Genomic DNA, 25969 nt, shown 5'->3' with positions numbered 1-25969 from the left:
CGTAAAGCGAGACGGGCCGCCCTGTGGGCGGCCCGTTTGCTATTGGGGGACGAGCGCCTTGGTGAATGCGACTTGCCCGTTGAGCGTCCGGTCCATGCTTTGCCAGCCATGGCGCCGGTAGAAGCGCTCTGCCCGAGTGCCTGCCCCGGTCGTCAAACTGCTCTGTCGGCGGCCGAACCGAACGAGATCGGCCAGTGCGGCATCGAGCAAGGCCCGGCCGTGACCGCGCCCTTCAAGTGTAGGATCGACGAAGAGCGCCCAGATATGGCCGGTCTGACGATTGGCGCAGGTGAACCCCGCGATCTCGCCATCCTTCTCGCTCACGAGGAAGATCGCCTGATCCATGTACCACGAGGCAACTTCGACATCGCTGGCCTGGGACGCACCGGACAGAGCATTCTCCATTACGACGTGCCGAATCTCACCGATCCGCGACAGATCGGCCGGCTTCGCCGGGCGTATAGTCACTCAGCCGCCTCCAGCCGATAGGAGACCGGATCGTAGTTCAGGATCGGAGACAGCCACCGCTCGACCTCAGGAATGGCCATGTCCTTGCGCGCGGCATAGTCCTCGACCTGGTCGCGCTCGACCTTGGCGACGCCAAAGTAATATGCGTCGGGATGCGAGAGATAGAGGCCGGAGACCGAGGAGCCCGGCCACATCGCAAAGCTCTCGGTCAGCTTGACGCCAACGCGGCGCTCGGCCTGGAGCAACTCGAACAGTTGCTCCTTCTCGGTATGGTCGGGCTGGGCCGGATAGCCCGGCGCCGGCCGGATGCCGCGATAGTCCTCGCGGATCAGGTCCTCGTTCGAGAGCGTCTCGTCGGGCGAGTAACCCCAGAACTCGGTGCGCACCTTCTGGTGCATGCGCTCGGCGAAGGCCTCGGCGATGCGATCGGCCAGCGCCTTGACCATGATCGAGCGGTAATCGTCATTGTCGCGGGCGAAGCGCTCGGAGATGCGCTCCTCCTCCGCTCCTGAGGTGACGACGAAGGCGCCGATGTAGTCCGGCCGCTCGATGCCCTCGGGCGCGATGAAATCCGAAATGCACATGTTCGGCTTGCCGTCGCGCTTCGAGAGCTGCTGGCGCAACCCGTGGAAGGTGGTCAGCGTCTCCTGCCGGCTTTCGCCGGTATAGAGCCGGATGTCGTCGCCGACGGCATTGGCCGGCCAGAAGCCGATCACCGCCTTCGGGTTGAACCAGCGCTCCTCGACGACGCGCTTGAGCATCGCCTGCGCATCGTCCCAGAGCGCGCGCGCCACCTCGCCCTGCTTCTCGTCCTCGAGGATCGCCGGGAAGCGCCCCTTCATCTCCCAGGTCTGGAAGAACGGCGTCCAGTCGATCAGCGGCACGAGATCGGCGACGTCGTAGGTGCGGAAGACCCGTGTGCCGAGGAAGCTCGGCTTCGGCGGCGTATAGTTCGTCCAATCCGGCTTGAAGGCGTTGGCGCGCGCCTTGGCCAGCGGCAGCCGCTGCTTGTCGGCCTCCGAGCGGCGATGCGCAGCGGCGACCTTGGCGTATTCGGTCTTGATGCCCTCGACATAGGCCGGCTTCTGGTCCTGCGAGAGCAGGCTGGAGACGACGCCGACCGCACGCGAGGCGTCGGTGACATAGACCGTCTGGCCGCGATCATAGGCCGGGTGGATCTTCACCGCCGTATGGACGCGGCTCGTCGTCGCCCCGCCGATCAGCAGCGGGATGTCGAAACCCTCGCGCTCCATCTCGGAGGCGACCGTGACCATCTCGTCGAGCGACGGCGTGATCAGGCCCGACAGCCCGATGATATCGACCTTCTCCCTGCGTGCCGTGTCCAGGATCTTCTGCGTCGGCACCATCACGCCGAGGTCGATGACCTCGTAGTTGTTGCACTGGAGCACGACGCCGACGATGTTCTTGCCGATGTCGTGGACATCGCCCTTCACCGTCGCCATCAGCACCTTGCCCGCGGCGGAGCGCTCGGAGCCGCCGTTCAGGCGCTTCTCCTCCTCCATGTAGGGCATCAGGTAGGCGACGGCCTGCTTCATCACGCGGGCCGACTTCACCACCTGCGGCAGGAACATCTTGCCGGCACCGAACAGGTCGCCGACGACGTTCATCCCGGCCATCAGCGGCCCCTCGATGACGTGGAGCGGCTTGTCGGCCTGAAGCCGCGCCTCCTCGACATCGACGTCGATGAAGGCGGTGATCCCGTTCACCAGCGCGTATTCCAGCCGCTTCGCGACGGGGTTCTCGCGCCAGACCAGGTCCTTGGCCGAAACCGCGACCGAACCGTCGCCCTTGAAGCGCGGCGCGGCGTCGAGCAGCCGCTCGGTCGAATCCTTGCGTCGGTTGAGGACGACGTCCTCGCAGAGCTCTCGCAGCTCGGGATCGAGATCGTCATAGCTGCCGAGCTGGCCCGCATTGACGATGCCCATGTCCATGCCGGCCTTGATGCAATGGTACAGGAAGACCGAGTGCATCGCCTCGCGCACCTTCTCGTTGCCGCGGAACGAGAAGGACAGGTTGGAGACGCCGCCGGAGATATGCGCGCCCGGCAGGCTCTCGCGGATCGCCTGCGTCGCCTGGATGAAGTCGACGCCGTAATTGTCGTGCTCCTCGATGCCGGTCGCGACAGCGAAGATATTGGGGTCGAAGATGATGTCCTCGGGCGGGAAGCCGGCCTCTTCGGTCAGGAGCTTGTAGGCCCGCGTGCAGATCTCGATCTTGCGCTCGTAGGTGTCGGCCTGGCCCTTCTCGTCGAAGGCCATGACCACGACGGCCGCGCCATAGTTGCGGCAGATGCGGGCATGGTCGAGGAAGGCCGCCTCGCCCTCCTTCATCGAGATCGAATTGACGATCGGCTTGCCCTGGATCGTCTTCAGCCCGGCCTCGATGACGTGGAACTTCGACGAGTCGACCATGATCGGCACGCGCGAGATGTCCGGCTCCGAGGCGATCAGGTTGAGGAACTCGGTCATCGCCTTCTCGGAATCGAGCAGGCCCTCATCCATGTTGACGTCGATGACCTGCGCGCCATTGGCGACCTGGTCGCGCGCCACGTCGAGCGCGGCGGCGTAGTCGCCCTGCGTGACCAGCTTGCGGAACCGGGCCGAGCCGGTGACGTTGGTGCGCTCGCCCACGTTCACGAAGGGGATCGTCTCGTCGAGCGTGAACGGCTCCAGGCCGGCCAGCCGCAGATAGGGCTTCGGCGAGGGAATGCTGCGCGGCGCCTTGCCGGCGACGGCCTGCGCAATCGCCTGGATGTGGCCCGGCGTCGTGCCGCAGCAGCCGCCGACGATATTGACGAGGCCGGCATCGGCGAACTCGGCCAGCATGCCGGCGGTCGCCTCCGGCCGCTCGTCATAGAGCCCGAACTCGTTCGGCAGGCCGGCATTGGGATAGGCGCAGATCAGCGTCTCCGCCACGCGCGACAAATCCTTGATATGCGCCCGCATCTCGCGCGCGCCAAGCGCGCAGTTCAGGCCGACAGTCAGCGGCCGGGCATGGCGCACCGCGTTCCAGAACGCCTCGGTGGTCTGGCCCGAGAGCGTGCGGCCGGAGAGGTCGGTGATCGTGCCGGAGATCATCACCGGCAGGCGGATGCCCCGCTCGCGATAGACCTCCTCGATCGCCACGATCGCCGCCTTGGCGTTGAGCGTGTCGAAGATGGTCTCGACCAGCATCAGCTCGGCGCCGCCATCGATCAGCCCGCGTATCTGCTCGGCATAGGAATCGCGCACCTGGTCGAAGGTCACGGCGCGGAAGCCGGGATTGTTGACGTCGGGCGAGATCGAAAGCGTGCGGTTGGTCGGGCCGATCGCGCCCGCGACGAAGCGGCGGCGGCCATCGGCCTTCTCAGCCAGCACGGCCGCCTCGCGAGCCAGCTTCGCGGATTCGACGTTCAGTTCGTAGACCAGCGCCTCCATGCCGTAATCGGCCTGGGCGATCGCGGTCGAGGAGAAGGTGTTGGTCTCGACGATGTCGGCGCCGGCCTTGAAATAGGCCAGGTGGATGTCGCGGATCGCGTCGGGCTGGGTCAGGACCAGCAGGTCGTTATTGCCCTTGAGGTCGTGGTTCCAGCCCTTGAAGCGCTCGGCCCGGAACTCGGCCTCGGAGAGCTTCAGGTCCTGGATCTGCGTACCCATCGCGCCATCGAGCACGAGGATGCGCTCGGAGGCGGCCTGGCGCAGCGCGCGCTCGACCTCGGCGCCGTCGACGGATTTAGGCTGGTAGTCGCTCATAGTCTTACTCCGCAGCCGCCTGCTGCTGCACGTTCTTGTCGGGCTTCAGGCCCACCAGATGGCAGATCGCATAGACAAGGTCGGCCTTGTTCATCGTGTAGAAATGCAGGTCGGAGACGCCGCGGTCGATCAGGTCGAGAACCTGCTCGGCGCAGACCGCTGCCGCGACCAGACGGCGCGTCGCGACGTCGTCCTCCAGCCCCTCGAAGCGGTCGGCCAGCCATTGCGGCACGCTCGCGCCGGTGCGCGAGGCGAAATTCGCCGTCTGCTTGAAGTTCTGGACCGGCACGATGCCGGGCAGGATCGGGATGTCGATCCCCCTCGCCCGCACCTTGTCGAGATAGCGGAAATAGACGTCGTTATCGAAGAAGAACTGGGTGATCGCCCGGGTAGCGCCGGCATCGACCTTCTTCTTGAGAGCGTCGATATCGGCATCGAGCGAGCCGGCCTCCGGGTGCTTCTCCGGGTAGGCCGAGACCGTGATCTCGAAATCGCCGATCTTGCGGATGCCGGCGACGAGATCGGAGGTCTGGTGATAGCCCTGCGGGTGCGGCTCATAGGTCGTGCCGAGCCCGCCGGCCGGATCGCCGCGCAGCGCCACGATATGGCGCACCCCCGCCGACCAATAGGAGCGGATGACCTCATCGACCTCGGCGCAGGAGGCGGAGACGCAGGTCAGGTGCGCTGCCGGCTTCAGGCCGGTCTCCTCGACCATGCGCTTGACGGTGTTGTGGGTGCGCTCGCGCGTCGAGCCACCGGCGCCATAGGTCACCGAGACGAAGGAGGGCTTCAGCGGCTCGAGCCGGCGCACGCTCTCCCAGAGCGCAAGCTCCATCTCCGGCGTCTTCGGCGGGAAGAACTCGAAGGAGACGCGGGGACGGCGCGAGCCGTGGCGGCTGGGGCGGAACGCGTTCATCAGGCCACCTCGAACTGGGTCTGGCGCAACGGGAAATCACCTTGCTGGCGGCGGTCGCGACCGCGCCAGAGCATTACCGACAACTGGCTGGTGCCGCCGCCGGCCGCAGTCACCTCGTCCGAGAGGTCGCAGGCGAGACCGGCCTCAGCGAACCAGCCGGCGATCTGCGCCCGCGAGAAGCCGAGGCGGCGATGCGCGTGCTCGCTGCGCAGGAACTCCATCTCGTGCGGGGCGAAGTCGACCACGATCAGCCGCCCGCCCGGAGCCAGCATCGCCGCCGCCTCGCGCAGCGCCCGGCCGGGGTCTTCGAGAAAGTGCAGCACCTGGTGGATGATGACGAGGTCGAACGAGCCGCGCGCGAAGGGCAGCGCATGGATGTCGCCCTGGCGCAGCTCGACCCGCGCAAGACCAGCCTTCTCCAGATTGGCCCGGGCAACCGCGAGCATGGCATGGCTGGCATCGACGCCGACGGCCCGACCGAATTTTGGCGCGATCCGCTCCAGCATGCGCCCCGTGCCAGTGCCGAGATCGAGCATCGCGCCCGGCGAGCCCTCTCCGACGGCGGCCTCGACTGCGGCTTCGACGGCATCGTCGGGCACATGCAGCGAGCGCAGCCTGTCCCAGTCGCGCGCCACGCTGGCGAAATAGGATTGCGCGGCTTCCGCCCGCGCCGCCCGCACCGCAGCCAGCCGCTCGCGATCGGCCACCAGCTCCGGATCGTCCCGGTCAAGCCAGGCCGCCAGCGAAGCCGCGAAAGCGCCGCCCGCACCGGCCTCATCGAGCCGGAAGAAGGCCCAGGCGCCCTCGCGATAGCGCCGCACCAACCCGGCCTCGGCGAGAAGCTTGAGATGACGCGAGATGCGCGGTTGCGACTGGCCCAGGATGTCGGTGAGATCGGAGACCGAAAGCTCGCCCTCGGCCAGCAGCGCCACGATCCGCAGCCGCGTCTCCTCGCCGGCTGCGCGCAGGCCGGCAAGCAAGGAGGCCGAGGAGAGCGTGGTGGGCTGGCGCAAAGGCTCGATCTCCCGCAAAATTCAGAAAAACATATAAAGATATCTTTATGTCAAAAGAGTGGATCGTGCAAGCCCTCCCCGTCATTGCGAGGAGCGCAGCGACGAAGCAATCCAGGGGGTCTCGCGCAGTCCCCCTGGATTGCTTCGCTGCGCTCGCAATGACGATGGCGGCCTTTCGCTAGCCCTCAAATCACTGCCGCATGGCCTTTTCCAGAGCATGGAAAATCCGCGGATCGTCGGATTGCGCTACGTTGAACCGCAAAAAGCGGCCTGCGGATTGCGACAGGCTGAAGGCGTTGCCGGGTGCGAGCACGATGCCCTCCACCAGCACGCGCTGCGCGATCTCGCCGGCATCGAGCCCCTCCGGCAGCCGGCACCAGAGGAACATGCCGGCGCGCGGCATGATCCAGGGCTCGATGCCGATCGTCTTCAGCTTCGCAGCGGTCTCGCCCATCGCGCGGCTGAGCCGGCCGCGCAGCCCGTCCATGTGCTTGCGGTAGGTCCCGTCCTTGAGCGCGCCGAGCACGAACTCGGCCGAGAGCCGGCTGGCGCCAAAGCTCGTCGCGATCTTCAGATCGCTCAGCCCTTCGATCCAGTCAGGCCGCGCCGCGATGAAGCCGCAGCGCACCGAGGCCGAGAGCGTCTTCGAGAAGCTGCCGATATGGACGACGCGCTCCAGCCCGTCGAAGGCGGCGAGCCGCGGCGCCGGCTCCTGCTCGAAATCGGCGAAGATGTCGTCCTCGATGATCGTCAGCCCAGCCTGCTCGGCGAGCTTGAGCAGGCGATGCGCCATGACCGGCGAGAGCGTCGCGCCAGTCGGGTTATGCAGCGCCGAATTGGTGATGTAGAGCCGCGGCCGGTGCTCGATCAGCACCTGTTCGAACAGCGCGACATCGGGTCCCGACGGCGTATAGGGCACACTGACGATCTTGGCCCGGTGCGCCCGCAGCAGGGCGTGGAAGTTGAAATAGCAGGGATCGTCGACCACGACGGTGTCGCCCGGCTCGATCAGGAAGCGGCAGAGCAGGTCGATGGCCTGCGTCCCGGATTCCGTCAGCATGATCTGCTCCGGCGCAGCCTCGATGCCATGCTCGGCCATGCGCCGGGAGAGCAGATGGCGCAGCGCCGGCAGGCCGAGCGGCGTGCCGTAATCGGCAAGCGTGGCGGCATCGGCTCGGGCGAGCGCGCGCAGCGACCGGCGCAGGCTCTCCTCCGGCAGCCACGAGGCCGGCAGCCAGCCGCAGCCCGGCTTCAGCACCCCCTCCCCCGCCTCCAGCGATTGCCGCGAAACCCAGAGCGGATCGACGGCGCGGTCGAGCCGCGGACTGATCTCGGCCAGCGACAGCGGTGGCAAGCGGCCGGCGACATAGAATCCCGAGCCGCGCTTCGGCCGGATCGCCCCCTCCGCCGCCAGCCGGTCATAGGCCTCGACCACGGTCGATTTGGACACACCCATGCTCGAGGCGAGGCCGCGGATCGAGGGCAGCTTGGCGCCGGGCAGCAGGGCGCGCCCGGCCATGCGCTGCCGGACCGTCTGCATGACCTGGTCGACGAGCGTGCCGTCATCATTGTCGTGCATGAGGTGATCGGCCATCTGTATCGCCTCCACGAGCAGCACAGTTTGCCTAAACTGTCCAAAACCGTCTCTAGAAAGATCGCGCCCCACAGTCAAAGCAGGCCGGAGACGGAGTGCCCTGAATGGACAAGACGACGAGCGGGTGGCTGAACGGCTTTCTCGGGGTGCTGATCTTCAGCGGCTCGCTGCCGGCGACGCGCGTGGCCGTGGTCGATTTCGACCCGGTCTTCCTGACCGCGGCGCGTGGCGCGATTGCCGGCCTGCTCGCGCTCGCGCTGCTGCTCGCCTTCCGGCAGAAGCGCCCGGCGCACGGCGACCTGTTGCCGCTCGTCGTCGTGGCGATCAGCGTCGTCGTCGGCTTTCCCCTGCTGACCGCGCTGGCGCTGAAACATGTCAGCTCGGCCCATTCGATCGTCTTCATCGGCCTGCTGCCGCTATCGACCGCGATCTTCGGCGTGCTGCGCGGCGGCGAGCGGCCGCGCCCGGCCTTCTGGCTGTTCTCCTGCCTCGGCAGCGCGCTCGTCGCCGGCTTCGCCATGGCGCAGGGCTTCACCGCCTCGCCCGTAGGCGACCTGCTGATGCTCGCAGCCATCGTCATTTGCGGCCTCGGCTACGCCGAAGGCGCCGCGCTCTCGCGCAGGCTCGGCGGCTGGCAGGTGATCTGCTGGGCGCTCGTCCTGTCGCTGCCGGTAATGGGCGCGCTCAGCCTCTTCACCATGCCGGCCACGCTCTCCGGCATCGGCGGACCCGCCTGGATCGGCCTCGCCTATGTCTCGCTGTTCAGCATGCTGATCGGCTTCGTCTTCTGGTATCGCGGCCTGGCGCAAGGCGGCACCGCGACGGTCGGCCAGTTGCAACTGCTTCAGCCCTTCTTCGGCCTGATGCTCGCAGCCGGCCTGCTGCATGAGGCGGTCAGCTGGCCGATGATCGCCGTCGCGGCCGCCGTCGCGCTCTGCGTCGCCGGTGCCAGGCGCTTTGCGCGCTAGCTGCGCGGCAAGGTCGGCGGCATGACCAAGACCGGATCACCCACCATGATCGGCCCGGCGCGATCGACCGAGAGCACGAGGCCACGCAGCTCGGCCGCCGCCTTCACGAAGGCGAATTCGAGGCCCGGCCTGCTTGCGGCATCGGCCACCGCCCGCCCGGCCTGCCGGCACGGGAAGTTATAGGCCTCGACCCGCAGCACCGCGCCGCCATCGAAGCGGCCCTTCCCGGCCCAGGCGCCGCCAAAGGCAAGCCGGCTGCCCGGTGCGATGCGCGAGAATGCGGCGAGGCCATCGATCGAGAGGTTGCCGCCGAGCCATTCCGGCCGCAGTTCAGCGATACCGAGGCGAGCGGCGACCTCGGCCAGCTCCACCGGGCACAAAGCCGATAGCTGCCGGTCATTGCGGAGCACGGTGCCGCGCGGCAGCCAGGGTTCACGCGCGCCCGACAATCGCGAGGCGCCATGATGCAAATCGCCGGGAATCCCGGCTTGGTCGAGCAGCAGCCGCTCCGCAGCCACTGTGAGGAAAGAATGGGGACCAGCCGGCAGGGCTGGAGCCGAGAAAACACCCGCGACCGCGCCGCAGGCAAAGCCGTCTGTCATCGTCGCAACCGTAATGCGATCGTCACAAAATCAGCCAGGCCCAAAGCGTTCAGAGCAGTTGCAGCGAACCAGCCGCTGTTTTGCCGCGTTCGGTTTTCAACTCGAACGAGACCTTCTGCCCCTCGGTCAAGGTCATCATACCCGCTTCCTTTACGGCGGTGATGTGCACGAAGACATCCTTGCCGCCATCCGCAGGTTGAATGAACCCAAAGCCTTTCTCAGTATTGAACCACTTCACGGTTCCGGTCGCCATCGCCGCATCCTCTATAGCCCCGCGTCGTGCAAGACCTCCGAATGCAAGCATGCAAAAGTCCCGCCCTCGAAGGATTGACCGAAAATTCATCCATGTCGAGACCAAAGGGCAGGCATGCACCTGCCGATGTTGATTATGGCCGTGTCAATGTGATCTGCGTCACCGTTTCCGCGAGTGATGAACCGCCGAGATATATTTCGACATCTCCGGGTTCCACGACGTAACGGCCGGCATCATCGTGCATGCCGAGCTGGTTTGCTGGCAGGTCGAACGTTACGGCGATGGTCTCGCCAGCCTTGATCATCAGCTTCTTGAAGCCTTTCAGCTCCCTGACCGGCCGCGAGCGGCTCGCTACCGGCTGTCTGATATAAAGCTGTACCACCTCCTGGCCGTCGCGCCGCCCGGCATTGGTGACGTCGACCGAGACCTTGGCGGTGCCATTCAGCGAGATGTTCGCCCTGTCCACGCGCGGATTGGCGTAGGTGAAGCGGCTATAGGACAGGCCGAAGCCGAACGGATAGAGCGGCTCGTTGCGCTCGTCCATGTAGATCGACTCGTAGCGCTTGTGCTCCTTCTGCGGCCGGCCGGTCGGCAGATGGTCGTAGTAGACCGGGATCTGGCCGACCGAGCGCGGGAAGCTCATTGGCGTCCGGCCTGCCGGATTGGCCTGCCCGCTCAGCACCTCGGCGATCACGGCCCGCCCCTCCGTGCCGCCATGGAAGGTCTGCACGATCGCCGCGACATGCTGGTCGGCCCAGGTCAGCACCAGCGGCCGCCCGGTCGCGAGCACCAGCACGATCGGCTTGCCGGTCGCGACCAGCGCTTCCAGCAGTTCCTGCTGCACGCCCGGCAGGCCGAGATTTGTGCGCGAGGCGGCCTCGCCGATGAACTCGCAATCCTCGCCAAGCATGGCGACGACGAGGTCGCTCGCCGCGGCGGCGCGGATGGCGGCCGCCTTGTCGGCGAACTCGGTGCCGCAATTCCGGGTGAAGGCGGGCTCGTAGATCACGCTGGCATCGGCCGGCAGCCGCTCCTTCAGCGCATCCGGCAGCGACTGGCCGACGCGCCGGCCGAGCCCGGCCGGATCGGTCCAGACCCGCTCGGCTTCCGGCACCGCCATGGCCCCGATCACCGCCACGGACTTCACGGATGGAGCGATCGGCAAAGTGTTATTGGCGTTCTTGAGCAGGATGATGCCCTCGCCAGCCGCGCGCCGCGCCACCTGCCGGGCCTCCTCGGTCTGCATCAGCTTGGGGGCGGCGGCGACGTCGACATCCGGCCGCTCGAACAGGCCGAGATGGAATTTGACCCGCAGCACCCGGCGCACGGCCTCGTCCAGCGCCTTCAGCGGCACGCGCCCAGCCTTCACCTCGGCGGCGAGATGCTTGTCGTAGACATCGCCCATCATGTCCATGTCGATGCCGGCGAGCAGCGCCTTGCGCCCGGCCTCGGCATCATCCCTGGCGATGCCGTGCAGGCGCAGTTCGGTGATCGAGCCGAAGTCCGAGACGACGAAGCCTTTGAATTTCCACTTGTCGCGCAGAAGCCCGGTCAGCAACTCGCGATGCGCCGTGGTAGGCATGCCGTTCAGCGCGTTGAACGCCGCCATCGCGGTCATCGACCCCGCATCGAACGCGGCCTTGAACGGCGGCAGGTAGACGTCGAAGAGCTGGCTGGTCGGGATCCAGGTCGAGTTGTAGTCGCGCCCGGCCTCGCTGGCGCCATAGCCGACCAAATGCTTCACCGTCGTCGCGACGCCGCCGCGCTGGTAGCCATGCGTGCGCGCCGCCGCGACGACCGAACCGAGATACGGGTCCTCGCCCGCGCCTTCGAGCACCCGACCCCAGCGCGGATCGCGCGAGATGTCGACCATCGGCGCGAAGGTCCAGTTGATCCCGGCCGCCCCCGCCTCGCGGCCGGTCCAGTAGGCGGCTTCCTCTATCAGCTCCGGATTCCAGCTCGAGGCCTGGCCGAGCGGCAGCGGAAAATAGGTCGAGAAGCCATGGACCGCGTCGAGCCCGATGATCAGCGGGATCTTCAGCCGCGACTCGCGCACGGCCCTCTGCGCGTCGGCGATCTCCTGCGGCACGACGAAGTTCATCACCGCGCCCATCCGCCCCTCGCGGATGCGCGCCGCATTGAAGCCCTCGCCGCGGCCGGAGAGATGCAGCTGCCCGACCTTCTCGTCGAGGGTCATCCGCTTCAGCAGCGCCTCGACCCGCTGTTCGATCACTACCGCCTCGCGGCCGGTCTTCCAGGCCACGGGCACCTGAGCCAGGGACGGAAGGGCGAGGATGCAAAGAACGAGTGCAGCGGCGAGCCGCAGGATCATGAAATGGGTCTCTTGAACTGGCGATGCGGACCAACCGGCCCTACAGGAACGGCCAACATGGCTCAACCGTTGCATCGGCGCGTCATGATGACCGCCCCAGATCGTCCGCACCGGAATCCAGCATGAGCGACGCCGCGACCACCGACATCCCGACCGAGCGGCACCGCTTCTACGAAGACGTCTTCGCCATGCTGCTCGGCACCTTGCTCGTCAGCATCGGCATCATGCTCTACACCAAGGCGACCCTGCTCACGAGCGGCGCAGCGGGCCTGGCCCTGCTGCTGCAATTCGCCACCGGCATCAATTTCGGCATCCTGTTCTTCGCCATCAACCTGCCGTTCTACTGGCTGGCGATCCGGCGCATGGGCTGGCGCTTCGCGCTCCGCACCTTCATCGCGGTCGGGTTCGTCTCGGGCTTCACCTTCCTGACGCCGAACTGGATCAGGATCGAGGCGGTCGATCCGATCTATGCCGCGCTCGCCGGCGGCAGCCTGATGGGCCTCGGCCTGCTCGCGCTCTTCCGCCACCGCACCGGGCTCGGCGGCGTCAACATCCTGGCGCTCTACCTGCAGGAGACGCATGGCATCCGCGCCGGCTGGTTCCAGCTCGGCATCGACGTGCTGATCCTGATCGGCGCGCTGTTCCTGCTGCCGCCCGACAAGGTGCTGGTCTCTCTGCTCGGCGCGGCCGTGCTCAACCTCATCCTGGCGGTGAACCACAAGCCGGGACGCTATATGGGAACCACTTAGCTCCAGACCGGATTGACGGCTCGCGCGTCCACGATATTGTCAAGGCTGGGCTCATACGGCCTGCCGCTCGCGCCCCTTGGGTATGGCGAACGTATGAATCATCCCGCCCGGTTTGACCCCTGATCTTGGGCGATCCGTCAGCAATGCGAGCACTGACTCTCTGCAAGGAGTTCGCCCGAGCGTGAGGATCGAACCATGCATAGCTTTCTCGACTCGAAACTGATGGCCAAGGCGCTGCGCCAGGCCCTCCAACAACGGCAAGTGGAACTCTCGCACAGCGAGTGCCTCGAGCTTGTCGCCAAGCAGTTCGGCTTGGCAAACTGGAATACGCTCTCGGCGCTGATCGACTCGGCCTCCGGCCGGAATGCGCCCCTCGTGCTGCCGCGCGATTGGGTGATCACGCGCCAGACGGACCATAAATACTACCGGCTCGGGCTCGATCCCGATGCGCCCGGAACCGCCTTGATCGAGTGCAAGTTCGACCGCGGCAGCAACATCCTGCTCACGGAGGACCACTACGCGACGGTGATGCAGAGCGTCGTCGCCGACGAGTTTCGCGGGCAGCGCCTCAAGCTCACGGCCAGCATCAGCACGGCGGACGCGGACCGCGGAACCATCTGGATGCGCGTCGATGGCGTGCGCGGTAGTGTTTTGGGCTTCGACAATCTGCGGCGGCGGCAGACGGACGGCGCTTTGACCGGCACGGCAGGCTGGACGGAGCGCCACATCGTCCTGGACGTCCCCGACGAGGCCGAAAGCATCCAATACGGCTTCCTGTTGCAGGGCTACGGACGCATCTCGGCGCGCTCGTTCCGGCTTGAAACGGTGGATCAGGCAATCGCACCCACCGACGGGCGCGGCGGCCGACTCCTTCCCCGCCCCACCAATCTCGACTTTTCCGATTCCTCGCGCCCGGACGCCTGAGCCGGGCCGATGCCGCTAACGGAGCGACGCCGCATGGCGGGCTCCGGAAAATGCATTGCGGCAGGCAACACAAGGCTGTTGCCTGCCGCTTTTATCCATGCGACCGAGCGCTCCGGAGCGAAACGTGGAGCGCGCTAGCATGTCCCAGCCCTTGACCATCGAAGACCTACGCGTTCTCGCCCAGCGCCGCGTCCCGCGCATGTTCTACGACTACGCCGATTCCGGCGCCTGGACCGAAGGCACCTACCGCGCCAACGAGACCGACTTCGCCAAGATCAAGCTGCGCCAGCGCGTCGCCGTCGACATGACCAACCGCACGCTGGCCTCGACCATGATCGGCCAGCCTGTGGCGATGCCGGTCGCGCTCGCTCCCACCGGCCTCACCGGCATGCAGCACGCCGATGGCGAGATCCACGCCGCGCGCGCCGCCGACAAGGCCGGCGTGCCCTTCACGCTCTCGACCATGAGCATCTGCTCGCTCGAGGACATCGCCAACCATGTCGGCAAGCCCTTCTGGTTTCAGCTCTACGTGATGAAGGACCGCGACTTCATCGCCCGCCTGATCCAGCGCGCCAAGGCGGCGGGCGTGACCGCGCTCGTGCTGACGCTCGACCTGCAGATCCTCGGCCAGCGCCACAAGGACATCCGCAACGGCCTCTCCGCCCCGCCGAAGCCGACGCTCGCCAACATCCTCAACCTGATGACCAAGCCGCGCTGGTGCCTCGGCATGCTCGACACGCCGCGCCGCAGCTTCGGCAACATCGTCGGCCACGCCAAGGGCGTCGGCGACCTGTCCTCGCTCTCCTCCTGGACCGGCGAGCAGTTCGACCCGCAGCTGAACTGGGACGACGTCAAGTGGATCAAGGACCTCTGGGGCGGCAAGCTGATCCTCAAGGGCATCCTCGACCCAGAGGACGCCGAGATGGCGGTCAAGAGCGGCGCCGACGCGCTGATCGTCTCCAACCATGGCGGCCGCCAGCTCGACGGCGCGCTGTCCTCGATCGCCGCCCTGCCCGCGATCGTCGATGCCGTGGGTGACCGCATCGAGGTCCTGATGGATGGCGGCATCCGCTCCGGCCAGGACGTGCTGAAGGCGCTGGCGCTCGGCGCCAAGGGCACCTTCATCGGCCGCGCCTTCCTCTACGGGCTGGGCGCAATGGGCGAGGACGGCGTGACCCGCACCCTCGACATCATCCGCAAGGAGCTCGACATCACCATGGCGCTCTGCGGCAAGCGCGACATCCTGGATGTCGACAAGAGCATTCTGGTGAAGGGCACCTATTGACCCAAGGCGCGGCGCACGATCGGCAGCGGTCGTGCACCCCTTGACATCCGTCTGTTCGCGCCTAGATAAATGAGCAACTACTCACTCATTTAGGTTTCAGACTCCTCCGATGGCCCGTCCCCTCAGCGAAGCGAAGCGCGATGCGATCCTGGCCTCCGCCATCAAGCTGGTGGCGGCGCAGGGCACCGGCGCGCCGACATCCGGGATCGCCCGGGATGCCGGCCTCGCCGAGGGCACGCTCTTCACCTATTTCGCCAGCAAGGACGAGCTGCTCAACCAGCTTTATCTCGAGCTGAAGGCCGATCTCGGTGCCGCAATTCTGAAGGCCTATCCGGCTGAGGGCAGCGCCCGCGACCGCTTCGAGCACGTCTGGAACGGCTTCGTCGACTGGGGCTTCGACCATCCCGCCAGTCGCAAGGCCATCCGCCAGCTTGCCGTCTCCGACCGGATCACCGAGGCGAGCCGCCGCCAAGGCTCCGCCGCCTTCGGCGAGATCAGCGCCATGCTGGAGCAAAGCCGCAGCGAGGGCGTGCTCAAGGACCACCCGCTCTCCTTCATCGGCGCGGTGCTGGAGGCCCTCACCGACGCAACACTCGAACTCGTCGCGCGCGAACCGGCAAAGCGCGCGCACTACAAGAAAGCCGGCTTCGACGTGCTCTGGCACGGCATCGCCAACTAGAAGCCCAAGCCAACTGACAACATGAGGAAACGCCCGAAAACGGGTTCTCGACTAATCTTAAAATGAGTGAGTACTCACTCATAACCTCTCGAAAGGACAAGACCATGACCAAGACTTGGTTGATCACAGGCAGCGCCCGCGGCCTCGGCCGCTCCATCACCGAAGCCGCGCTTGCCGCCGGCCACAATGTCGTCGCGACCGCGCGCGATCCCGGCCGCCTCGCCGATCTGCAGGAGCGCTATGCCGACACCTTGCTGAGCTTTGCGCTCGACGTCACCGACGCCGAGGCGGCACAGGCGGCGGTCCGCTTCACGACGGATTCGTTCGGGCGCGTCGACGTCCTGGTCAACAATGCCGGCTTCGGCCATGCCGTTGCGTTCGAGCAGGGCTCTGATGCGGATTTCCGGGCGCAGATCGACACGAATTTCTACGGCGTCGTGAACCTCACCCGCGCCGTGCTCCCGGTGATGCGCGGCCAGCGCTCGGGCCACATCATCAACATCTCCTCGGTCGGCGGCCGCACCAGCACGCCGGGCCTCAGCGCCTATCAGGCGGCGAAATGGGCCGTTGGCGGCTTCACCGAGGTATTGGCCAAGGAGACCGCGCCGCTCGGCATCAAACTGATCGCGGTCGAGCCCGGCGGCATGCGCACCGACTGGGGCGAGATCGCCCGCGGCAACGCCCCGGCCGTGCTGCCGGACTACGAGCCGAGCGTCGGCGCCATACTCAACCTGCTGAAGAACTATGTCGGCCACGAGATCGGCGACCCCGCCAAGATCGCGCAGATCATCCTCGACCTCGCCGAGCGCGAGACCCTGCCCGCCCATCTCATCCTCGGCAGCGACGCGCTCCACGTCTTCGCCCAGGCGGACGCCGTCAGGCAGAAGCAGGCAGCGGACTGGGCCAAGGTCAGCGCCTCGTCGGACTTTGACGGCACTGATCTGGTGGCGTTGCAGAAGCTGCTGAGCGGGGCGACCGCCTGAGCGACCGACGAGCGCCTGAACGGCGCTCTGCCCACCTCTCCCGTCATGGTCGGGCTTGTCCCGACCATCCACGTCTTCGCTCATCGCGGGTACGTCGCAAGACGTGGATGCTCGCCACAAGGGCGAGCATGACGGAGCTGGCCAGAGCTATCCGGATAAACCCCGGCGCACGCAGCGGTGCAGCCAGGACGACAGCGCAGTTTCGCAACTATCAGCGCGAGAACTTCTTGTACTGAATCCGCTTCGGGATCGTGGAATCGATCCCCAATCGGCGCTTCTTGTCTTCCTCGTAGTCGGCAAAATTGCCCTCGAACCACTCGACATGGCTGTCGCCCTCGAAAGCGAGGATATGGGTCGCGATCCGGTCGAGGAACCAGCGATCGTGGCTGATGATAACGGCGCAGCCGGCGTAGTCCTCGAGCGCCTCTTCCAGCGCCCGCAAGGTGTCGACGTCGAGATCGTTGGTCGGCTCGTCGAGCAGCAGGACGTTGGCGCCCGATTTCAGCATCTTGGCGAGGTGGACGCGGTTGCGCTCGCCGCCCGAGAGCGAGCCGACCTTCTTCTGCTGGTCGCCGCCCTTGAAGTTGAAGGTCGAGCAATAGGCGCGCGAATTCACCTCGCGCTTGCCGAGATAGAGGATGTCGTTGCCGCCCGAGATCTCCTCCCAGACGTTCTTCTTATCGTCGAGCGAGTCGCGGCTCTGGTCGACATAACCGAGCGAGACGCTCTCACCGATGCTGATCGAGCCGGCATCGGGCTTCTCCTGCCCGGTGATCATGCGGAACAGCGTGGTCTTGCCGGCGCCGTTGGGCCCGATGATGCCCACGATGCCGCCCGGCGGCAGCTTGAACGAGAGCCCATCGATCAGGAGCTTGTCCTGAAAACCCTTCGACAGGTTGTCGAAATCGACGACGTTGTTGCCAAGCCGCTCGGCGATCGGGATGACGATCTGCGCGGTGTCGGGCCCCTTCTGCGAGGCCTTCTGGACCAACTCGTCATAGCGCTGAATGCGGGCCTTGCTCTTGGCCTGGCGCGCCTTCGGCGAGGCCGAGACCCATTCCTGCTCGCGCTCCAGCGTCTTCTGGCGCGAGACGTCCTCGCGGCCTTCCTGGGCCAGGCGCTTCTGCTTCTGCACCGACCAGGCCGAGTAGTTGCCCTCGTAGGGGATGCCCTGGCCGCGATCGAGCTCCAGGATCCAGCTCGTGACGTTGTCGAGGAAGTAGCGATCGTGGGTCACGATCAGGATCGCGCCCGGATAGCTCCGCAGATGGCCTTCGAGCCAGGCGGTGGTCTCGGCGTCGAGATGGTTGGTCGGCTCGTCGAGCAGCAGCAGCTCCGGCTGCTCCAGCAGCAGCTTGCACAGGGCGACGCGGCGGCGCTCGCCGCCCGAGAGCTTCGAGACCTCCCAGTCGTCAGGCGGGCAGCGCAGCGCGTCCATCGCCTGGTCGACCTTGGAATCGAGATCCCACAGGCCCTTGGCCTCGATCTCGTCCTGCAGCTTGGTCATCTCGTCCGCGGTCTCGTCCGAGTAGTTCATGGCGAGATCGTTATAGCGGTCCAAAATCGCCTTTTGCGGACCGACGCCGAGCATGACGTTGTCGCGGACGTTCAAGGTCTCGTCGAGCTTGGGCTCCTGCGGCAGGTAGCCGACGCGCGCGCCCTCCGCGACCCAGGCCTCGCCGGTCCATTCCTTGTCGAAGCCGGCCATGATCTTGAGCAGGGTCGACTTACCGGCGCCGTTGACGCCGAGCACGCCGATCTTCGCATCGGGATAGAAGGACAGGTGGATGTCCTTCAGGATCTGCTTGCCGCCCGGAAAGGTCTTCGACAGGCCGCGCATATGGTAGATGAACTGGCGGGACATGGGCGTGCGGGCTCCGCTTCGGACTTGCGTTCGCAGGTGTCGGGAAATCTGCGGCGTATGTAGCGAGGCGCGCCGCTGACCGCAACCGGCCTGACGTCGCGTTCACGAAACCGCCAGTGCCGGGCCCGAGCCTTTCCCCGGCGCAGCTTTTGCCTAGGCTTGGCCTGTCCGGGGATTGGGGAGTGAGCGATGAGCCTGTCGGGTTTCCTGTTGCGCGGCGGCCTCGTGCTGGCTGCGCTGGGCGCGCTCCTCGCCTCCCCCGCCCGCGCTCAGTCGGACGAGCCGGGCTGCCGGCCGGAAATGGCGAGCTATCGCCTGCCGATCCAGCGCGCCGCGCTCGCCAAGGACGAGGTCAGGCTCACTTTCATCGGCCATGCCACCTTCGTCATCGAGACGCCCGGCGGGGTGAAGGCCGCGACCGACTACAACGACTATGTCCGCCCGCCCGGCATCCCCGACATCGCCACGATGAACAAGGCGCATTCGACGCATTACTCGAACCGGCCCGACCCCGGCATCAAGCAGTTGCTGCGCGGCTGGGACCCGGCCGGCGCCGGCCCTGCCAGGCACGACGTCACGCTTGGCGACATGCGCGTGCGCAACGTGCCGACCAATATCCGCTCCTATAGCGGCTCGACCGATTTCGACGGCAACTCGATGTTCGTCTTCGAGATCGGCGATCTCTGCATCGCCCATCTCGGCCATTTGCATCATCCGCTCGAGCCCGGCCATCTCCGCGCGCTCGGCCGGGTCGACATCGTGCTCTTCCCGGTCGACGGCAGTTACACGCTCGACCAGGAGGGCATGCTCGACGTGCTGAAGTCGCTCCAGGCCAAGGTGATGATCCCGATGCATTTCTTCGGCGGCGGCACGCTGAACCGCTTCCTGGCCCGCTCGCAGGACCTCTGGCCGATCGAGCGGCGCGATTCACCGGAGATCGTACTGTCGAAGGCGACGCTGCCGGCCAAGCCGACGATCATCGTCTTGCCCGGGCATTAGAGCCCGGGCTCGTTCGTTCAGGCCTCAAATGGCCTCTTACGTATTCACCCCACCATCGATCGCGAAGCCAGCGCCGGTCACGAAGCGCGCCTCTTCGCTGGCGAGATAGGCGACGAGCCCCGCGATATCCTCCGGCTTGCCATAGCGCGGGATCGCCATCTTGGCGCGCTGGGCGTCGGCCTGGGGGCCGGCGGCGGGGTTCATGTCCGTGTCGGTCGAGCCGGGATGGACGATGTTGACGGTGATGCCGCGCGGCCCAAGATCGCGCGCCAGCCCCTTGGTGAAGCCGATCAGCGCCGCCTTGCTCATCGCATAGAGGGTGGCGCCCTCCTCGACGACGCGGTCGGCCAGGCACGAGCCGATCGAGATGATGCGCCCGCCCTCGCCGAGATGCGCGGCCGCCGCCTGCGAGGCGAGCACCACCCCCCGCACGTTGACGGCGAGCGTCGCGTCGATATCGGCGAGGCTCCATTCGGCGACAGGGCCGCCGCGCCAGATGCCGGCATTGTTGACGAGGATGTCGAGCCCGCCGAGAGCGGCGGCCGCATTGTCGACGGTCCCCTTGATCGCCACCGGGTCGGCGCTGTCGGCCGCGAAGGCGAAGCCCTTGCGACCGAGCGCCGCGATGGCGCCGACGACCTCGCCGGCCTTCTCCGCCGAATGCTCATAGGTCAGCGCCACATCGGCGCCTTCCTGCGCCAGGCGGAGCGCGATGGCGGCGCCGATGCCGCGGCTGCCGCCGGTGACCAGCGCCTTCTTGCCGGTGAAACGAGACATGAGGGAAATCCATTTCTGTGTTGATCGGTACAGAAGCAGATGGAGCGCTTGCCGCCCATCGTCAAGAGCATTATCTATCGATCGACACAGAAAGGTTTAGACCCATGTCCGACCGCGGCCGACCGCGCGCCTTCGACCGTACCGAGGCCTTGGAGAAGGCGATGCTGGTCTTCTGGGAGAAGGGCTATCAGGCGACCTCGCTGAGCGACCTCACCGAGGCGATGGGCATCGGCTCGCCCAGCCTCTACGCCGCCTTCGGCAGCAAGGAGGCGCTCTATTGCGAGGCCCTAGATTTCTATGAGGCGAGCGAGAGCGAGCTGATCGCCGGGCCGCTGACGACGGCGCCGACCGCGAGGCAGGCGATCGAGGGTTTCCTGTTGGCGAGTGCGGCCGTGTTCACCCGCGACGGCCGCCCGCCCGGCTGCATGATCGTGCTCTCGGCGGTGAACGCGGTCGGCGTCGGCGACGAGACCAGCGCAAAGCTGCGCGAGATGCGGGCGCAAAGCGCCGCCGCGGTCACTGCGCGCCTGCGCGTGGCGGTCGCGGCCGGCGAGCTTCCCGCTGCCATCGATGCCGAGGCGATCGCGAGCTACTACGTCACGGTCCAGCAGGGCATGTCGATCCAGGCTCGCGACGGCGCTTCACGGCGGCAGCTGGAGGCGATTGCGCGGGGCGCCATGGCCGCATGGGAGGGGCTCGCGGCGCTGGTGAATCCGTGAGCGACCGTCCCTTCCACGGCCGAACCGCGCACAGCCATGCGGCGCCTCAAATCACGCCGCAGAGCCAGCCCCACAAAGCCGTGGCGGCTACGACGAAGACCGCGAAGGTCGCCTTCGCGTCATGAGGCAAATGTCGCATTCAACATCTCCGTTTTCGTGGGGAGATGCATATCGGCGGCCATGCGACAGGCGCGTGACGCATGCCTGCCTTACCCGGCGGGAGCAGGCTTGCGTCAAACGCGGCTCTTGCCGGTTATCCGGCCGTCACAGCCACCCTGCCCTCCAGCGGATAGGCCGGGTCGCTATAGCCCGGCGTCGAGGGGTGGCCGGCCGGCACCAGCCCGTCGACCAGCGCCTCGTCTTCCGCCGTGAAATCCGCGTCGAGCGCCGCCATGTAGGCCTGCCATTGCTCGAAGGTGCGTGGGCCGGCGATCGCCGCCGTCACCAGTTTGTTGTTGAGCACCCAGCGCACCGCGAACTGCACCGGGGTCAATCCGCGCGCTGCGGCGTGGTCGCGGATCGTGCGGGCGATGACCAACGATTCCTCGCGCCACTCGGATTGCATGATCCGCTTGTCGCCCCGCCCGGCCCGCGTGCCTTCCGCCGGAGCGTGGCCCGGCTCGTATTTGGCGGTCAGCACGCCGCGCGCCAGCGGCGAATAGGAGGCGACGCCGAGCCCGTAGAAGCCGCAGGCCGGCAGGTGCTCGACCTCGGGCATGCGATTCATGGCGTTGTAATAGGGCTGGCTGACGACCGGCCGGTCGATGCCGAGCTCGTCGCAGAGCCGGCAGATCTCGGCGACGCGCCAGGAGCGGTAGTTCGAGACGCCGAAATGCCGGATCTTGCCCTGGCGCACGAGGTCGCCGACGGCCCGCACCGACTCGGCCAGCGGCACCGTGTGGTCCTCCTTGTGGAGGTAGTAGATGTCGACGAACTCGGTGCCGAGCCGGCGCAGGCTGTCCTCGCAGGCCTGCATCAGCCATTTGCGCGAGAGCCCGTTCTGATGCGGGCCGGGCCCCATCGGGTTGGCGACCTTGGTCGCCAGGACCCAGTCGTGGCGGTTGGCCGCGATGGCGCGCCCGACCACCTCCTCCGAGCCGCCGGCATTATAGGCGTCGGCCGTGTCGATGAAGTTGACGCCCGCGCCGCGCGCCGCGTCGATGATCCTGCGGGACTCGGCCTCGTCGGTCGCACCGCCGAACATCATCGTGCCCAGGCAGATCGGCGAAACCTTGAGGCCGGAGCGGCCAAGCTGGCGATAGTCCATATGCGTCATTCCCGGAGAGTGTGGCCGCAGCCTGCCCCAGCGCCTGCCGCCGCGCCAGCACCCCCGGCGCAGGTTCGCCCTGCGGGGAGCCGAGGCCGCCGAGGGCAAGGAAATCCTTAAGCTTTCATGGCAAGCTGCCCTATCGTCGCCATGGCCACTGTCCTAATGAATCTCGCCGCGCTCATTCAGAGCCAGACCTTCGCCACGCTGCTTTCCGCGCTCTCCTCCGAGAGCGGGCTCGCGGTCGGCAAGACGGTCGAGGCGCGCCTGCTGACGCTCGACAGCGACGGCACGGCGACCGCTCTGGTCAACGGCGTCAAGATCGCGCTGGTCCTGTCCGGACCGGAGGCGAAGCAGGCCCCGCTCCAACCCGGCGCGACGCTGATGCTGCGGATCGATGCGCCCGACGAAGCCGGCGGCTCCTTGCGCGCGACCTTGCTGGAAACCCACCCACCGGCAGCCGGCGCCCCGCAGGCTTCGCCCCCCGATGCCCCGCGCGGTACCGCCCCTGCGCCAATCCCTGCGCCCGTTGGCGGCTCACCCCCAACTCCCGGCGGCCTTCCCGCAGCCCAACCCGTAAGCGGCCAGGCTCCCGGCCAGGTCGCTCCTCCCGTGCTGGTCATCGCCGGGCAACCTGCGCCGGCGGCGCCATCACCACAGGTCGCGAGCATCGGCCCGGCGCTGATCATCGCGCCGCAACGTCCGGCCGAGGGAGCGCAGCCGAACGCGCCTGCGGCCAACCCGGTGCCGCACATCGATCCGGCCGCGTCGCCGCGCGCGCTTGCCGGCCCGCTCCTCGGCCAGGCTCTCGGTCGGCAGGACAGCCTCGCGCCCCTCTTCGCCAACCTGCGCCAGCTCGCCAGCGGCTCCGTCGCGCTCGTGCTGCCGAAGCCGCTCTTGCAGATGGCCGAGCAGATCCTCGCCCAGGCCGTGCCGGCCGAGCGCCGGCCGATCACCGCGCCAATGCTGCAAACCGCCATCGCCCGCTCCGGCCTCTTCCTCGAGGCGCGCGAAGCAAGCGCGGCCTCCACACGGCCGGCCGAAGGCGCGCCCTCGCCTGTTGCGAACATGCCGCCGCAGCCTGATCTCAAAGCCGGCCTGCGCGCCCTGAAAGCCATGTTGCAGCCGCTGGTCGCGCCGGAAGCGGCCCGCGCAGCGCCTGCCGAGACCGCTCGCCCGCTTCCCGGCCGGACCGCCGCCGCCGAGGCCTATGGCGGCAACCAGGAGCAGCAGGGCCCACGCCCCGCGGCACCGCAGCGCGACGGCACGCTGGCGCCCCAGCCCATCGCCGCGCCGAGCCTGGCCGCCGCCGAGAAGCCGGCCGTCATCGCCCAGACCCTGCTGGAGCAGACGGAGGCGGCGCTGGACCGGGTCAGCCTGTCCCAATTCGCCTCGCTGCCGCCGGAAGGCCAGCGCACTGACGCGCAGCAGAACCCGCGTTGGCTCACCGAAATCCCGCTCGCCTTCCAGGCCGGCACCGCGATCATGCCCCTGCAGATCGAGCGCGATCCGCCGCAGCGCGGCGGCGCCAATCCCGAAGCTCCGATCTGGCGCATGCGCTTCGCCCTCGATGTCGAGCCGATGGGCCCGCTCCAGGGCGTCGTCACCTTGCAGGGCCGCGCGGTCGGCGTCTCGCTCTGGGCCGAGCGCGAGGCGACGAGCGAAGCCCTGCGCGGCGCCGTGCCCGACCTTCAGGCCGCGCTCGCCAACGCCCGGTTCGAGGATGGCGTGGTCGATGTCCATACCGGCCAGCCGCATGCCCGCCGCGCCGCCGCCGGCCAGTTCCTGGACCGCCTGTCATGACGACGCCGCTGCCGCAGCAGATCGCCGTCGCGCTCGAATATGACGGGCAAGGCGCGCCGCGCGTCACCGCCAAGGGCCGCGGCGAGCTTGCCCAGCGCATCGTCGAGACGGCGCGCGAGCACGATATCGAGATCCAGGAGAACGCCGTCCTGGCCCAGGCGCTCTCCGCCGTCGAGCTCGACGACCAGATCCCGGAAGAGCTGTATCGCGCCGCGGCGCAGGTCATTGCCTTCGTGCTGTCGCTGCGCGGCGAGCTGCGGCCGCGCAACCGGAGCGGCGACGCGTCTTGAGCGCCGACATCGTCGTCAGACGGGCGCGCCTGGCCGATTATCTCGGGCTCGGCCAGGCCTTTGCCGAGCTCAGCCGCCACGCGGTCGAGCCCAATCCGCACATGTCGCCAGCGGCCATCTCGGCCGCGACCTTGCTGGTGCCCGAAGAGGCGATCGTCATCCTCTGCGCCTGGCGCAGCGAGGCCCTCGGCTCGGAGAGCCTGGTCGGCGTCTGGGCCCTCCTGCGCCAGCGTGATTGGCGCACCGGCTTCGCTTCGGTGCTCGCGGCCCCGCTCGTGCCGCTCTACGAGGTCTCGTCGCCGCCGGTGCTCGACCGCGACCATGCCGAGGACATCGCGCTCGCCATGCTGCGCCACCTCCTGGCGGCAAGCGACCTGCCGAAGACGCTGGCCCTGCCGCTGCTGCCGCTGGAGGGGCGGTGCTTCGCCGCGCTGCAGGAGGCGATGCGCATCACCGGCAGCCGGCTGACCCGCTACGAGACCTGGCAGCGCCCGGTGATGGCGCCGCAGCCCGGCGACGATGCCGAGCGCTATCTCAGGCGGGCACTCGGCTCCGGCTACAAGAAGCGCATGCAGCAATTTCGCGCCATCGGCAAAGGCGGCGCGGTCTCCTTCGCCCGCAAGCGCGGCAATGCGGCTCGTGAGGCCTTCGAGACCTTCCTCGCGCTCGAAGCCGCGGGCTGGAAGGGCGAGGCCGGCACCGCCATTGCCTGCCTGCTCGAGGACTCGGCCTATTTCCACCGGCTCGTCGAGCTCCTGATCGCGCAGGATGCCGTGCTGGTCGACGCGCTCCTGCTCGACGGCAAGCCGATCGCCATGGGCCTTGTGGTCGAGAGCGCCGGCACGCGGCACTTCCTCAAGATTGCCTATGACGAGACGCAGGCCAGACACTCGCCCGGCCGGGCGCTCACCATCGCCATGCTCCAGGCGGATTTCCGCGAGGGCCCGCCAAACTTCTTCGACAGCGGTGCGGGCGATGGCGTCGACGCCGGAACCTATGTCTGGGGCGAGCGCCGGCAGATGGCGAACGCGATCCTCACGATCGGCGGCGCGATCCCCAGCCGCGCCCACCTCGCCGCCGGCGCGCGGATGTGGCTGCGCCGGCTGAGGGACCGGACTTCGCCGCATTGACCGCGGCACCGGCCTGCCCGATATCCGCCTCTGGGCAATCGGGACACGGCACCAAGCATGACCAGCGAGATCAAAATCGGCATCGTCACGGTCTCGGACCGCGCCTCGGCCGGCATCTATGCCGATGAGGGCGGCCCGGCCATCCACGACTACCTCTTGAAGGCGCTGACCTCGCCCTGGACGCCGGTCTCGCGCGTCATCCCGGATGTCCGCAAGGGCATCGCCGAGACGCTGATCGAGCTCGCCGACCGCGAGGGCTGCTGCCTGATCGTCACCACCGGCGGCACAGGCCCCGCCCCGCGCGACGTCACGCCGGAGGCGACGGAGGACGTGGTCGAGAAGCCGCTGCCCGGCTTCGGCGAGCTGATGCGCCAGGTCAGCCTGGCCAAGGTCCCGACAGCGATCCTCTCGCGCCAGACTGCCGGCATCCGCGGCAGGTCGCTGATCGTCAACCTGCCCGGCCGGCCACGCGCCATCGCCGAATGCCTGGACGCGGTGATGCCGGCCATCCCCTATTGCATCGACCTGATCGAGGGACCCTATCTGGAGACCGATCCGGCCGTGATCGTCGCCTTCCGCCCCGGGCAGAAGAAGGTATGAGA

Annotated in this window: 23 protein-coding genes; 12 read left to right on the top strand and 11 right to left on the bottom strand. The window is 67.5% G+C overall.

The features are described from left to right. Positions 1-39 precede the first annotated feature (39 nt). The 5 genes from DWF00_RS08635 to DWF00_RS08615 form a co-directional block, all read right to left on the bottom strand. On the bottom strand, positions 40-468 hold the full coding sequence (locus DWF00_RS08635) for a GNAT family N-acetyltransferase (protein WP_114827199.1): 429 nt from the start codon (positions 466-468) through the stop codon (positions 40-42). After that, positions 465-4220 carry a methionine synthase gene (gene metH, locus DWF00_RS08630; RefSeq protein ID WP_114827198.1) on the bottom strand — a complete coding sequence of 1252 codons (3756 nt, stop codon included), beginning with the start codon at positions 4218-4220 and terminating at the stop codon, positions 465-467. The genes DWF00_RS08635 and metH overlap by 4 nt, the downstream gene beginning before the upstream one ends. A gap of 4 nt (positions 4221-4224) precedes the next feature. Further along, complete coding sequence (gene metF, locus DWF00_RS08625; protein WP_114827197.1) at positions 4225-5136, bottom strand: methylenetetrahydrofolate reductase [NAD(P)H]; 912 nt, start codon at positions 5134-5136, stop codon at positions 4225-4227. Further along, the gene (locus DWF00_RS08620) at positions 5136-6149 is read right to left on the bottom strand and encodes an ArsR/SmtB family transcription factor (RefSeq protein ID WP_114827196.1); all 1014 of its coding nucleotides are present in this window, start codon (positions 6147-6149) and stop codon (positions 5136-5138) included. Before DWF00_RS08620 ends, metF begins: the two co-directional genes overlap by 1 nt. Before the next feature lie 190 nt (positions 6150-6339). Continuing rightward, the gene (locus DWF00_RS08615) at positions 6340-7743 is read right to left on the bottom strand and encodes an aminotransferase-like domain-containing protein (RefSeq protein WP_114827195.1); all 1404 of its coding nucleotides are present in this window, start codon (positions 7741-7743) and stop codon (positions 6340-6342) included. A gap of 104 nt (positions 7744-7847) precedes the next feature. Between DWF00_RS08615 and DWF00_RS08610 the strand changes: the two genes are divergently transcribed. After that, the gene (locus DWF00_RS08610; RefSeq protein ID WP_114827194.1) at positions 7848-8711 is read left to right on the top strand and encodes a DMT family transporter; all 864 of its coding nucleotides are present in this window, start codon (positions 7848-7850) and stop codon (positions 8709-8711) included. On the opposite strand, the gene DWF00_RS08605 is transcribed toward DWF00_RS08610, so the two are convergent. From DWF00_RS08605 to DWF00_RS08595, 3 genes are all read right to left on the bottom strand, one after another. After that, positions 8708-9313 (bottom strand): MOSC domain-containing protein, encoded by a 606-nt coding sequence (locus tag DWF00_RS08605; protein ID WP_147283615.1) that lies wholly within the window; start codon positions 9311-9313, stop codon positions 8708-8710. The genes DWF00_RS08610 and DWF00_RS08605 overlap by 4 nt on opposite strands. A gap of 49 nt (positions 9314-9362) precedes the next feature. Next, positions 9363-9566: a cold-shock protein gene (locus tag DWF00_RS08600; protein ID WP_114827192.1), complete on the bottom strand. Its 204-nt coding sequence runs from the start codon at positions 9564-9566 to the stop codon at positions 9363-9365. A gap of 133 nt (positions 9567-9699) precedes the next feature. Next, positions 9700-11898: a glycoside hydrolase family 3 N-terminal domain-containing protein gene (locus tag DWF00_RS08595; protein ID WP_181832454.1), complete on the bottom strand. Its 2199-nt coding sequence runs from the start codon at positions 11896-11898 to the stop codon at positions 9700-9702. A gap of 122 nt (positions 11899-12020) precedes the next feature. Between DWF00_RS08595 and DWF00_RS08590 the strand changes: the two genes are divergently transcribed. The 5 genes from DWF00_RS08590 (at position 12021) to DWF00_RS08570 (ending at position 16518) form a co-directional block, all read left to right on the top strand. Next, complete coding sequence (locus tag DWF00_RS08590; RefSeq protein ID WP_114827190.1) at positions 12021-12647, top strand: YitT family protein; 627 nt, start codon at positions 12021-12023, stop codon at positions 12645-12647. Positions 12648-12842: 195 nt separating this feature from the next. Continuing rightward, a complete protein-coding gene (locus DWF00_RS30110; protein WP_114827189.1) occupies positions 12843-13571 on the top strand; it encodes a glyoxalase superfamily protein in 729 nt (242 codons plus the stop codon). A 139-nt stretch (positions 13572-13710) separates the two neighbouring features. After that, on the top strand, positions 13711-14856 hold the full coding sequence (locus DWF00_RS08580; protein ID WP_114827188.1) for an alpha-hydroxy acid oxidase: 1146 nt from the start codon (positions 13711-13713) through the stop codon (positions 14854-14856). 109 nt (positions 14857-14965) lie between these two features. Next, the gene (locus DWF00_RS08575; RefSeq protein ID WP_114827187.1) at positions 14966-15535 is read left to right on the top strand and encodes a TetR/AcrR family transcriptional regulator; all 570 of its coding nucleotides are present in this window, start codon (positions 14966-14968) and stop codon (positions 15533-15535) included. A gap of 104 nt (positions 15536-15639) precedes the next feature. Beyond that, positions 15640-16518, top strand: a complete 879-nt coding sequence (locus DWF00_RS08570; protein WP_114827186.1) for an oxidoreductase — start codon at positions 15640-15642, stop codon at positions 16516-16518. Between the two features lie 211 nt (positions 16519-16729). On the opposite strand, the gene ettA is transcribed toward DWF00_RS08570, so the two are convergent. Continuing rightward, the gene (ettA, locus tag DWF00_RS08565; RefSeq protein ID WP_114827185.1) at positions 16730-18382 is read right to left on the bottom strand and encodes an energy-dependent translational throttle protein EttA; all 1653 of its coding nucleotides are present in this window, start codon (positions 18380-18382) and stop codon (positions 16730-16732) included. Between the two features lie 189 nt (positions 18383-18571). On the opposite strand from ettA, the gene DWF00_RS08560 reads away from it, so the two are divergent. Continuing rightward, on the top strand, positions 18572-19381 hold the full coding sequence (locus tag DWF00_RS08560; RefSeq protein WP_114827184.1) for an MBL fold metallo-hydrolase: 810 nt from the start codon (positions 18572-18574) through the stop codon (positions 19379-19381). 36 nt (positions 19382-19417) lie between these two features. On the opposite strand, the gene DWF00_RS08555 is transcribed toward DWF00_RS08560, so the two are convergent. Continuing rightward, positions 19418-20158: a 3-oxoacyl-ACP reductase family protein gene (locus DWF00_RS08555; RefSeq protein WP_114827183.1), complete on the bottom strand. Its 741-nt coding sequence runs from the start codon at positions 20156-20158 to the stop codon at positions 19418-19420. A 104-nt stretch (positions 20159-20262) separates the two neighbouring features. On the opposite strand from DWF00_RS08555, the gene DWF00_RS08550 reads away from it, so the two are divergent. Continuing rightward, positions 20263-20877 carry a TetR/AcrR family transcriptional regulator gene (locus DWF00_RS08550; protein ID WP_114827182.1) on the top strand — a complete coding sequence of 205 codons (615 nt, stop codon included), beginning with the start codon at positions 20263-20265 and terminating at the stop codon, positions 20875-20877. 253 nt (positions 20878-21130) lie between these two features. Here DWF00_RS08550 and DWF00_RS08545 read toward each other — a convergent pair whose 3' ends face one another. Continuing rightward, positions 21131-22144 carry an aldo/keto reductase gene (locus DWF00_RS08545; protein WP_114827181.1) on the bottom strand — a complete coding sequence of 338 codons (1014 nt, stop codon included), beginning with the start codon at positions 22142-22144 and terminating at the stop codon, positions 21131-21133. A 126-nt stretch (positions 22145-22270) separates the two neighbouring features. On the opposite strand from DWF00_RS08545, the gene fliK reads away from it, so the two are divergent. The 4 genes from fliK to mog are packed head-to-tail and all read left to right on the top strand — an operon-like array spanning position 22271 to position 25967. Then, positions 22271-23947: a flagellar hook-length control protein FliK gene (fliK, locus tag DWF00_RS08540; RefSeq protein WP_114827180.1), complete on the top strand. Its 1677-nt coding sequence runs from the start codon at positions 22271-22273 to the stop codon at positions 23945-23947. Beyond that, on the top strand, positions 23944-24237 hold the full coding sequence (locus DWF00_RS08535) for an EscU/YscU/HrcU family type III secretion system export apparatus switch protein (RefSeq protein WP_114827179.1): 294 nt from the start codon (positions 23944-23946) through the stop codon (positions 24235-24237). Before fliK ends, DWF00_RS08535 begins: the two co-directional genes overlap by 4 nt. Further along, positions 24234-25367, top strand: coding sequence for a GNAT family N-acetyltransferase (locus DWF00_RS08530; protein ID WP_114827178.1), 1134 nt, complete (start codon positions 24234-24236; stop codon positions 25365-25367). The genes DWF00_RS08535 and DWF00_RS08530 overlap by 4 nt, the downstream gene beginning before the upstream one ends. Positions 25368-25424: 57 nt before the next feature. Next, positions 25425-25967: a molybdopterin adenylyltransferase gene (gene mog / locus DWF00_RS08525; RefSeq protein ID WP_114827177.1), complete on the top strand. Its 543-nt coding sequence runs from the start codon at positions 25425-25427 to the stop codon at positions 25965-25967. Positions 25968-25969: the final 2 nt, after the last annotated feature.

Source organism: Allobosea caraganae (assembly GCF_003351345.1).
GTDB lineage: Bacteria > Pseudomonadota > Alphaproteobacteria > Rhizobiales > Beijerinckiaceae > Allobosea > Allobosea caraganae.
Note: the sequence above shows the minus strand (reverse complement) of the source record. Positions and strands in the feature narration are given on the sequence as shown.

What these genes read in the sequence shown, in the direction of transcription:
- DWF00_RS08610 (WP_114827194.1), top strand. Translation starts at nt 7,848, where the DNA reads ATGGACAAGACGACGAGCGGGTGGCTGAACGGCTTTCTCGGGGTGCTG.
- DWF00_RS08560 (WP_114827184.1), top strand. Translation starts at nt 18,572, where the DNA reads ATGAGCCTGTCGGGTTTCCTGTTGCGCGGCGGCCTCGTGCTGGCTGCG.
- DWF00_RS08615 (WP_114827195.1), bottom strand. Translation starts at nt 7,743, where the DNA reads ATGGCCGATCACCTCATGCACGACAATGATGACGGCACGCTCGTCGAC.
- metH (WP_114827198.1), bottom strand. Translation starts at nt 4,220, where the DNA reads ATGAGCGACTACCAGCCTAAATCCGTCGACGGCGCCGAGGTCGAGCGC.
- DWF00_RS30110 (WP_114827189.1), top strand. Translation starts at nt 12,843, where the DNA reads ATGCATAGCTTTCTCGACTCGAAACTGATGGCCAAGGCGCTGCGCCAG.
- DWF00_RS08605 (WP_147283615.1), bottom strand. Translation starts at nt 9,313, where the DNA reads ATGACAGACGGCTTTGCCTGCGGCGCGGTCGCGGGTGTTTTCTCGGCT.
- DWF00_RS08580 (WP_114827188.1), top strand. Translation starts at nt 13,711, where the DNA reads ATGTCCCAGCCCTTGACCATCGAAGACCTACGCGTTCTCGCCCAGCGC.
- DWF00_RS08590 (WP_114827190.1), top strand. Translation starts at nt 12,021, where the DNA reads ATGAGCGACGCCGCGACCACCGACATCCCGACCGAGCGGCACCGCTTC.
- DWF00_RS08555 (WP_114827183.1), bottom strand. Translation starts at nt 20,158, where the DNA reads ATGTCTCGTTTCACCGGCAAGAAGGCGCTGGTCACCGGCGGCAGCCGC.
- ettA (WP_114827185.1), bottom strand. Translation starts at nt 18,382, where the DNA reads ATGTCCCGCCAGTTCATCTACCATATGCGCGGCCTGTCGAAGACCTTT.
- DWF00_RS08575 (WP_114827187.1), top strand. Translation starts at nt 14,966, where the DNA reads ATGGCCCGTCCCCTCAGCGAAGCGAAGCGCGATGCGATCCTGGCCTCC.
- DWF00_RS08570 (WP_114827186.1), top strand. Translation starts at nt 15,640, where the DNA reads ATGACCAAGACTTGGTTGATCACAGGCAGCGCCCGCGGCCTCGGCCGC.
- DWF00_RS08595 (WP_181832454.1), bottom strand. Translation starts at nt 11,898, where the DNA reads ATGATCCTGCGGCTCGCCGCTGCACTCGTTCTTTGCATCCTCGCCCTT.
- metF (WP_114827197.1), bottom strand. Translation starts at nt 5,136, where the DNA reads ATGAACGCGTTCCGCCCCAGCCGCCACGGCTCGCGCCGTCCCCGCGTC.
- DWF00_RS08550 (WP_114827182.1), top strand. Translation starts at nt 20,263, where the DNA reads ATGTCCGACCGCGGCCGACCGCGCGCCTTCGACCGTACCGAGGCCTTG.
- fliK (WP_114827180.1), top strand. Translation starts at nt 22,271, where the DNA reads ATGGCAAGCTGCCCTATCGTCGCCATGGCCACTGTCCTAATGAATCTC.
- DWF00_RS08535 (WP_114827179.1), top strand. Translation starts at nt 23,944, where the DNA reads ATGACGACGCCGCTGCCGCAGCAGATCGCCGTCGCGCTCGAATATGAC.
- DWF00_RS08600 (WP_114827192.1), bottom strand. Translation starts at nt 9,566, where the DNA reads ATGGCGACCGGAACCGTGAAGTGGTTCAATACTGAGAAAGGCTTTGGG.
- DWF00_RS08545 (WP_114827181.1), bottom strand. Translation starts at nt 22,144, where the DNA reads ATGGACTATCGCCAGCTTGGCCGCTCCGGCCTCAAGGTTTCGCCGATC.
- mog (WP_114827177.1), top strand. Translation starts at nt 25,425, where the DNA reads ATGACCAGCGAGATCAAAATCGGCATCGTCACGGTCTCGGACCGCGCC.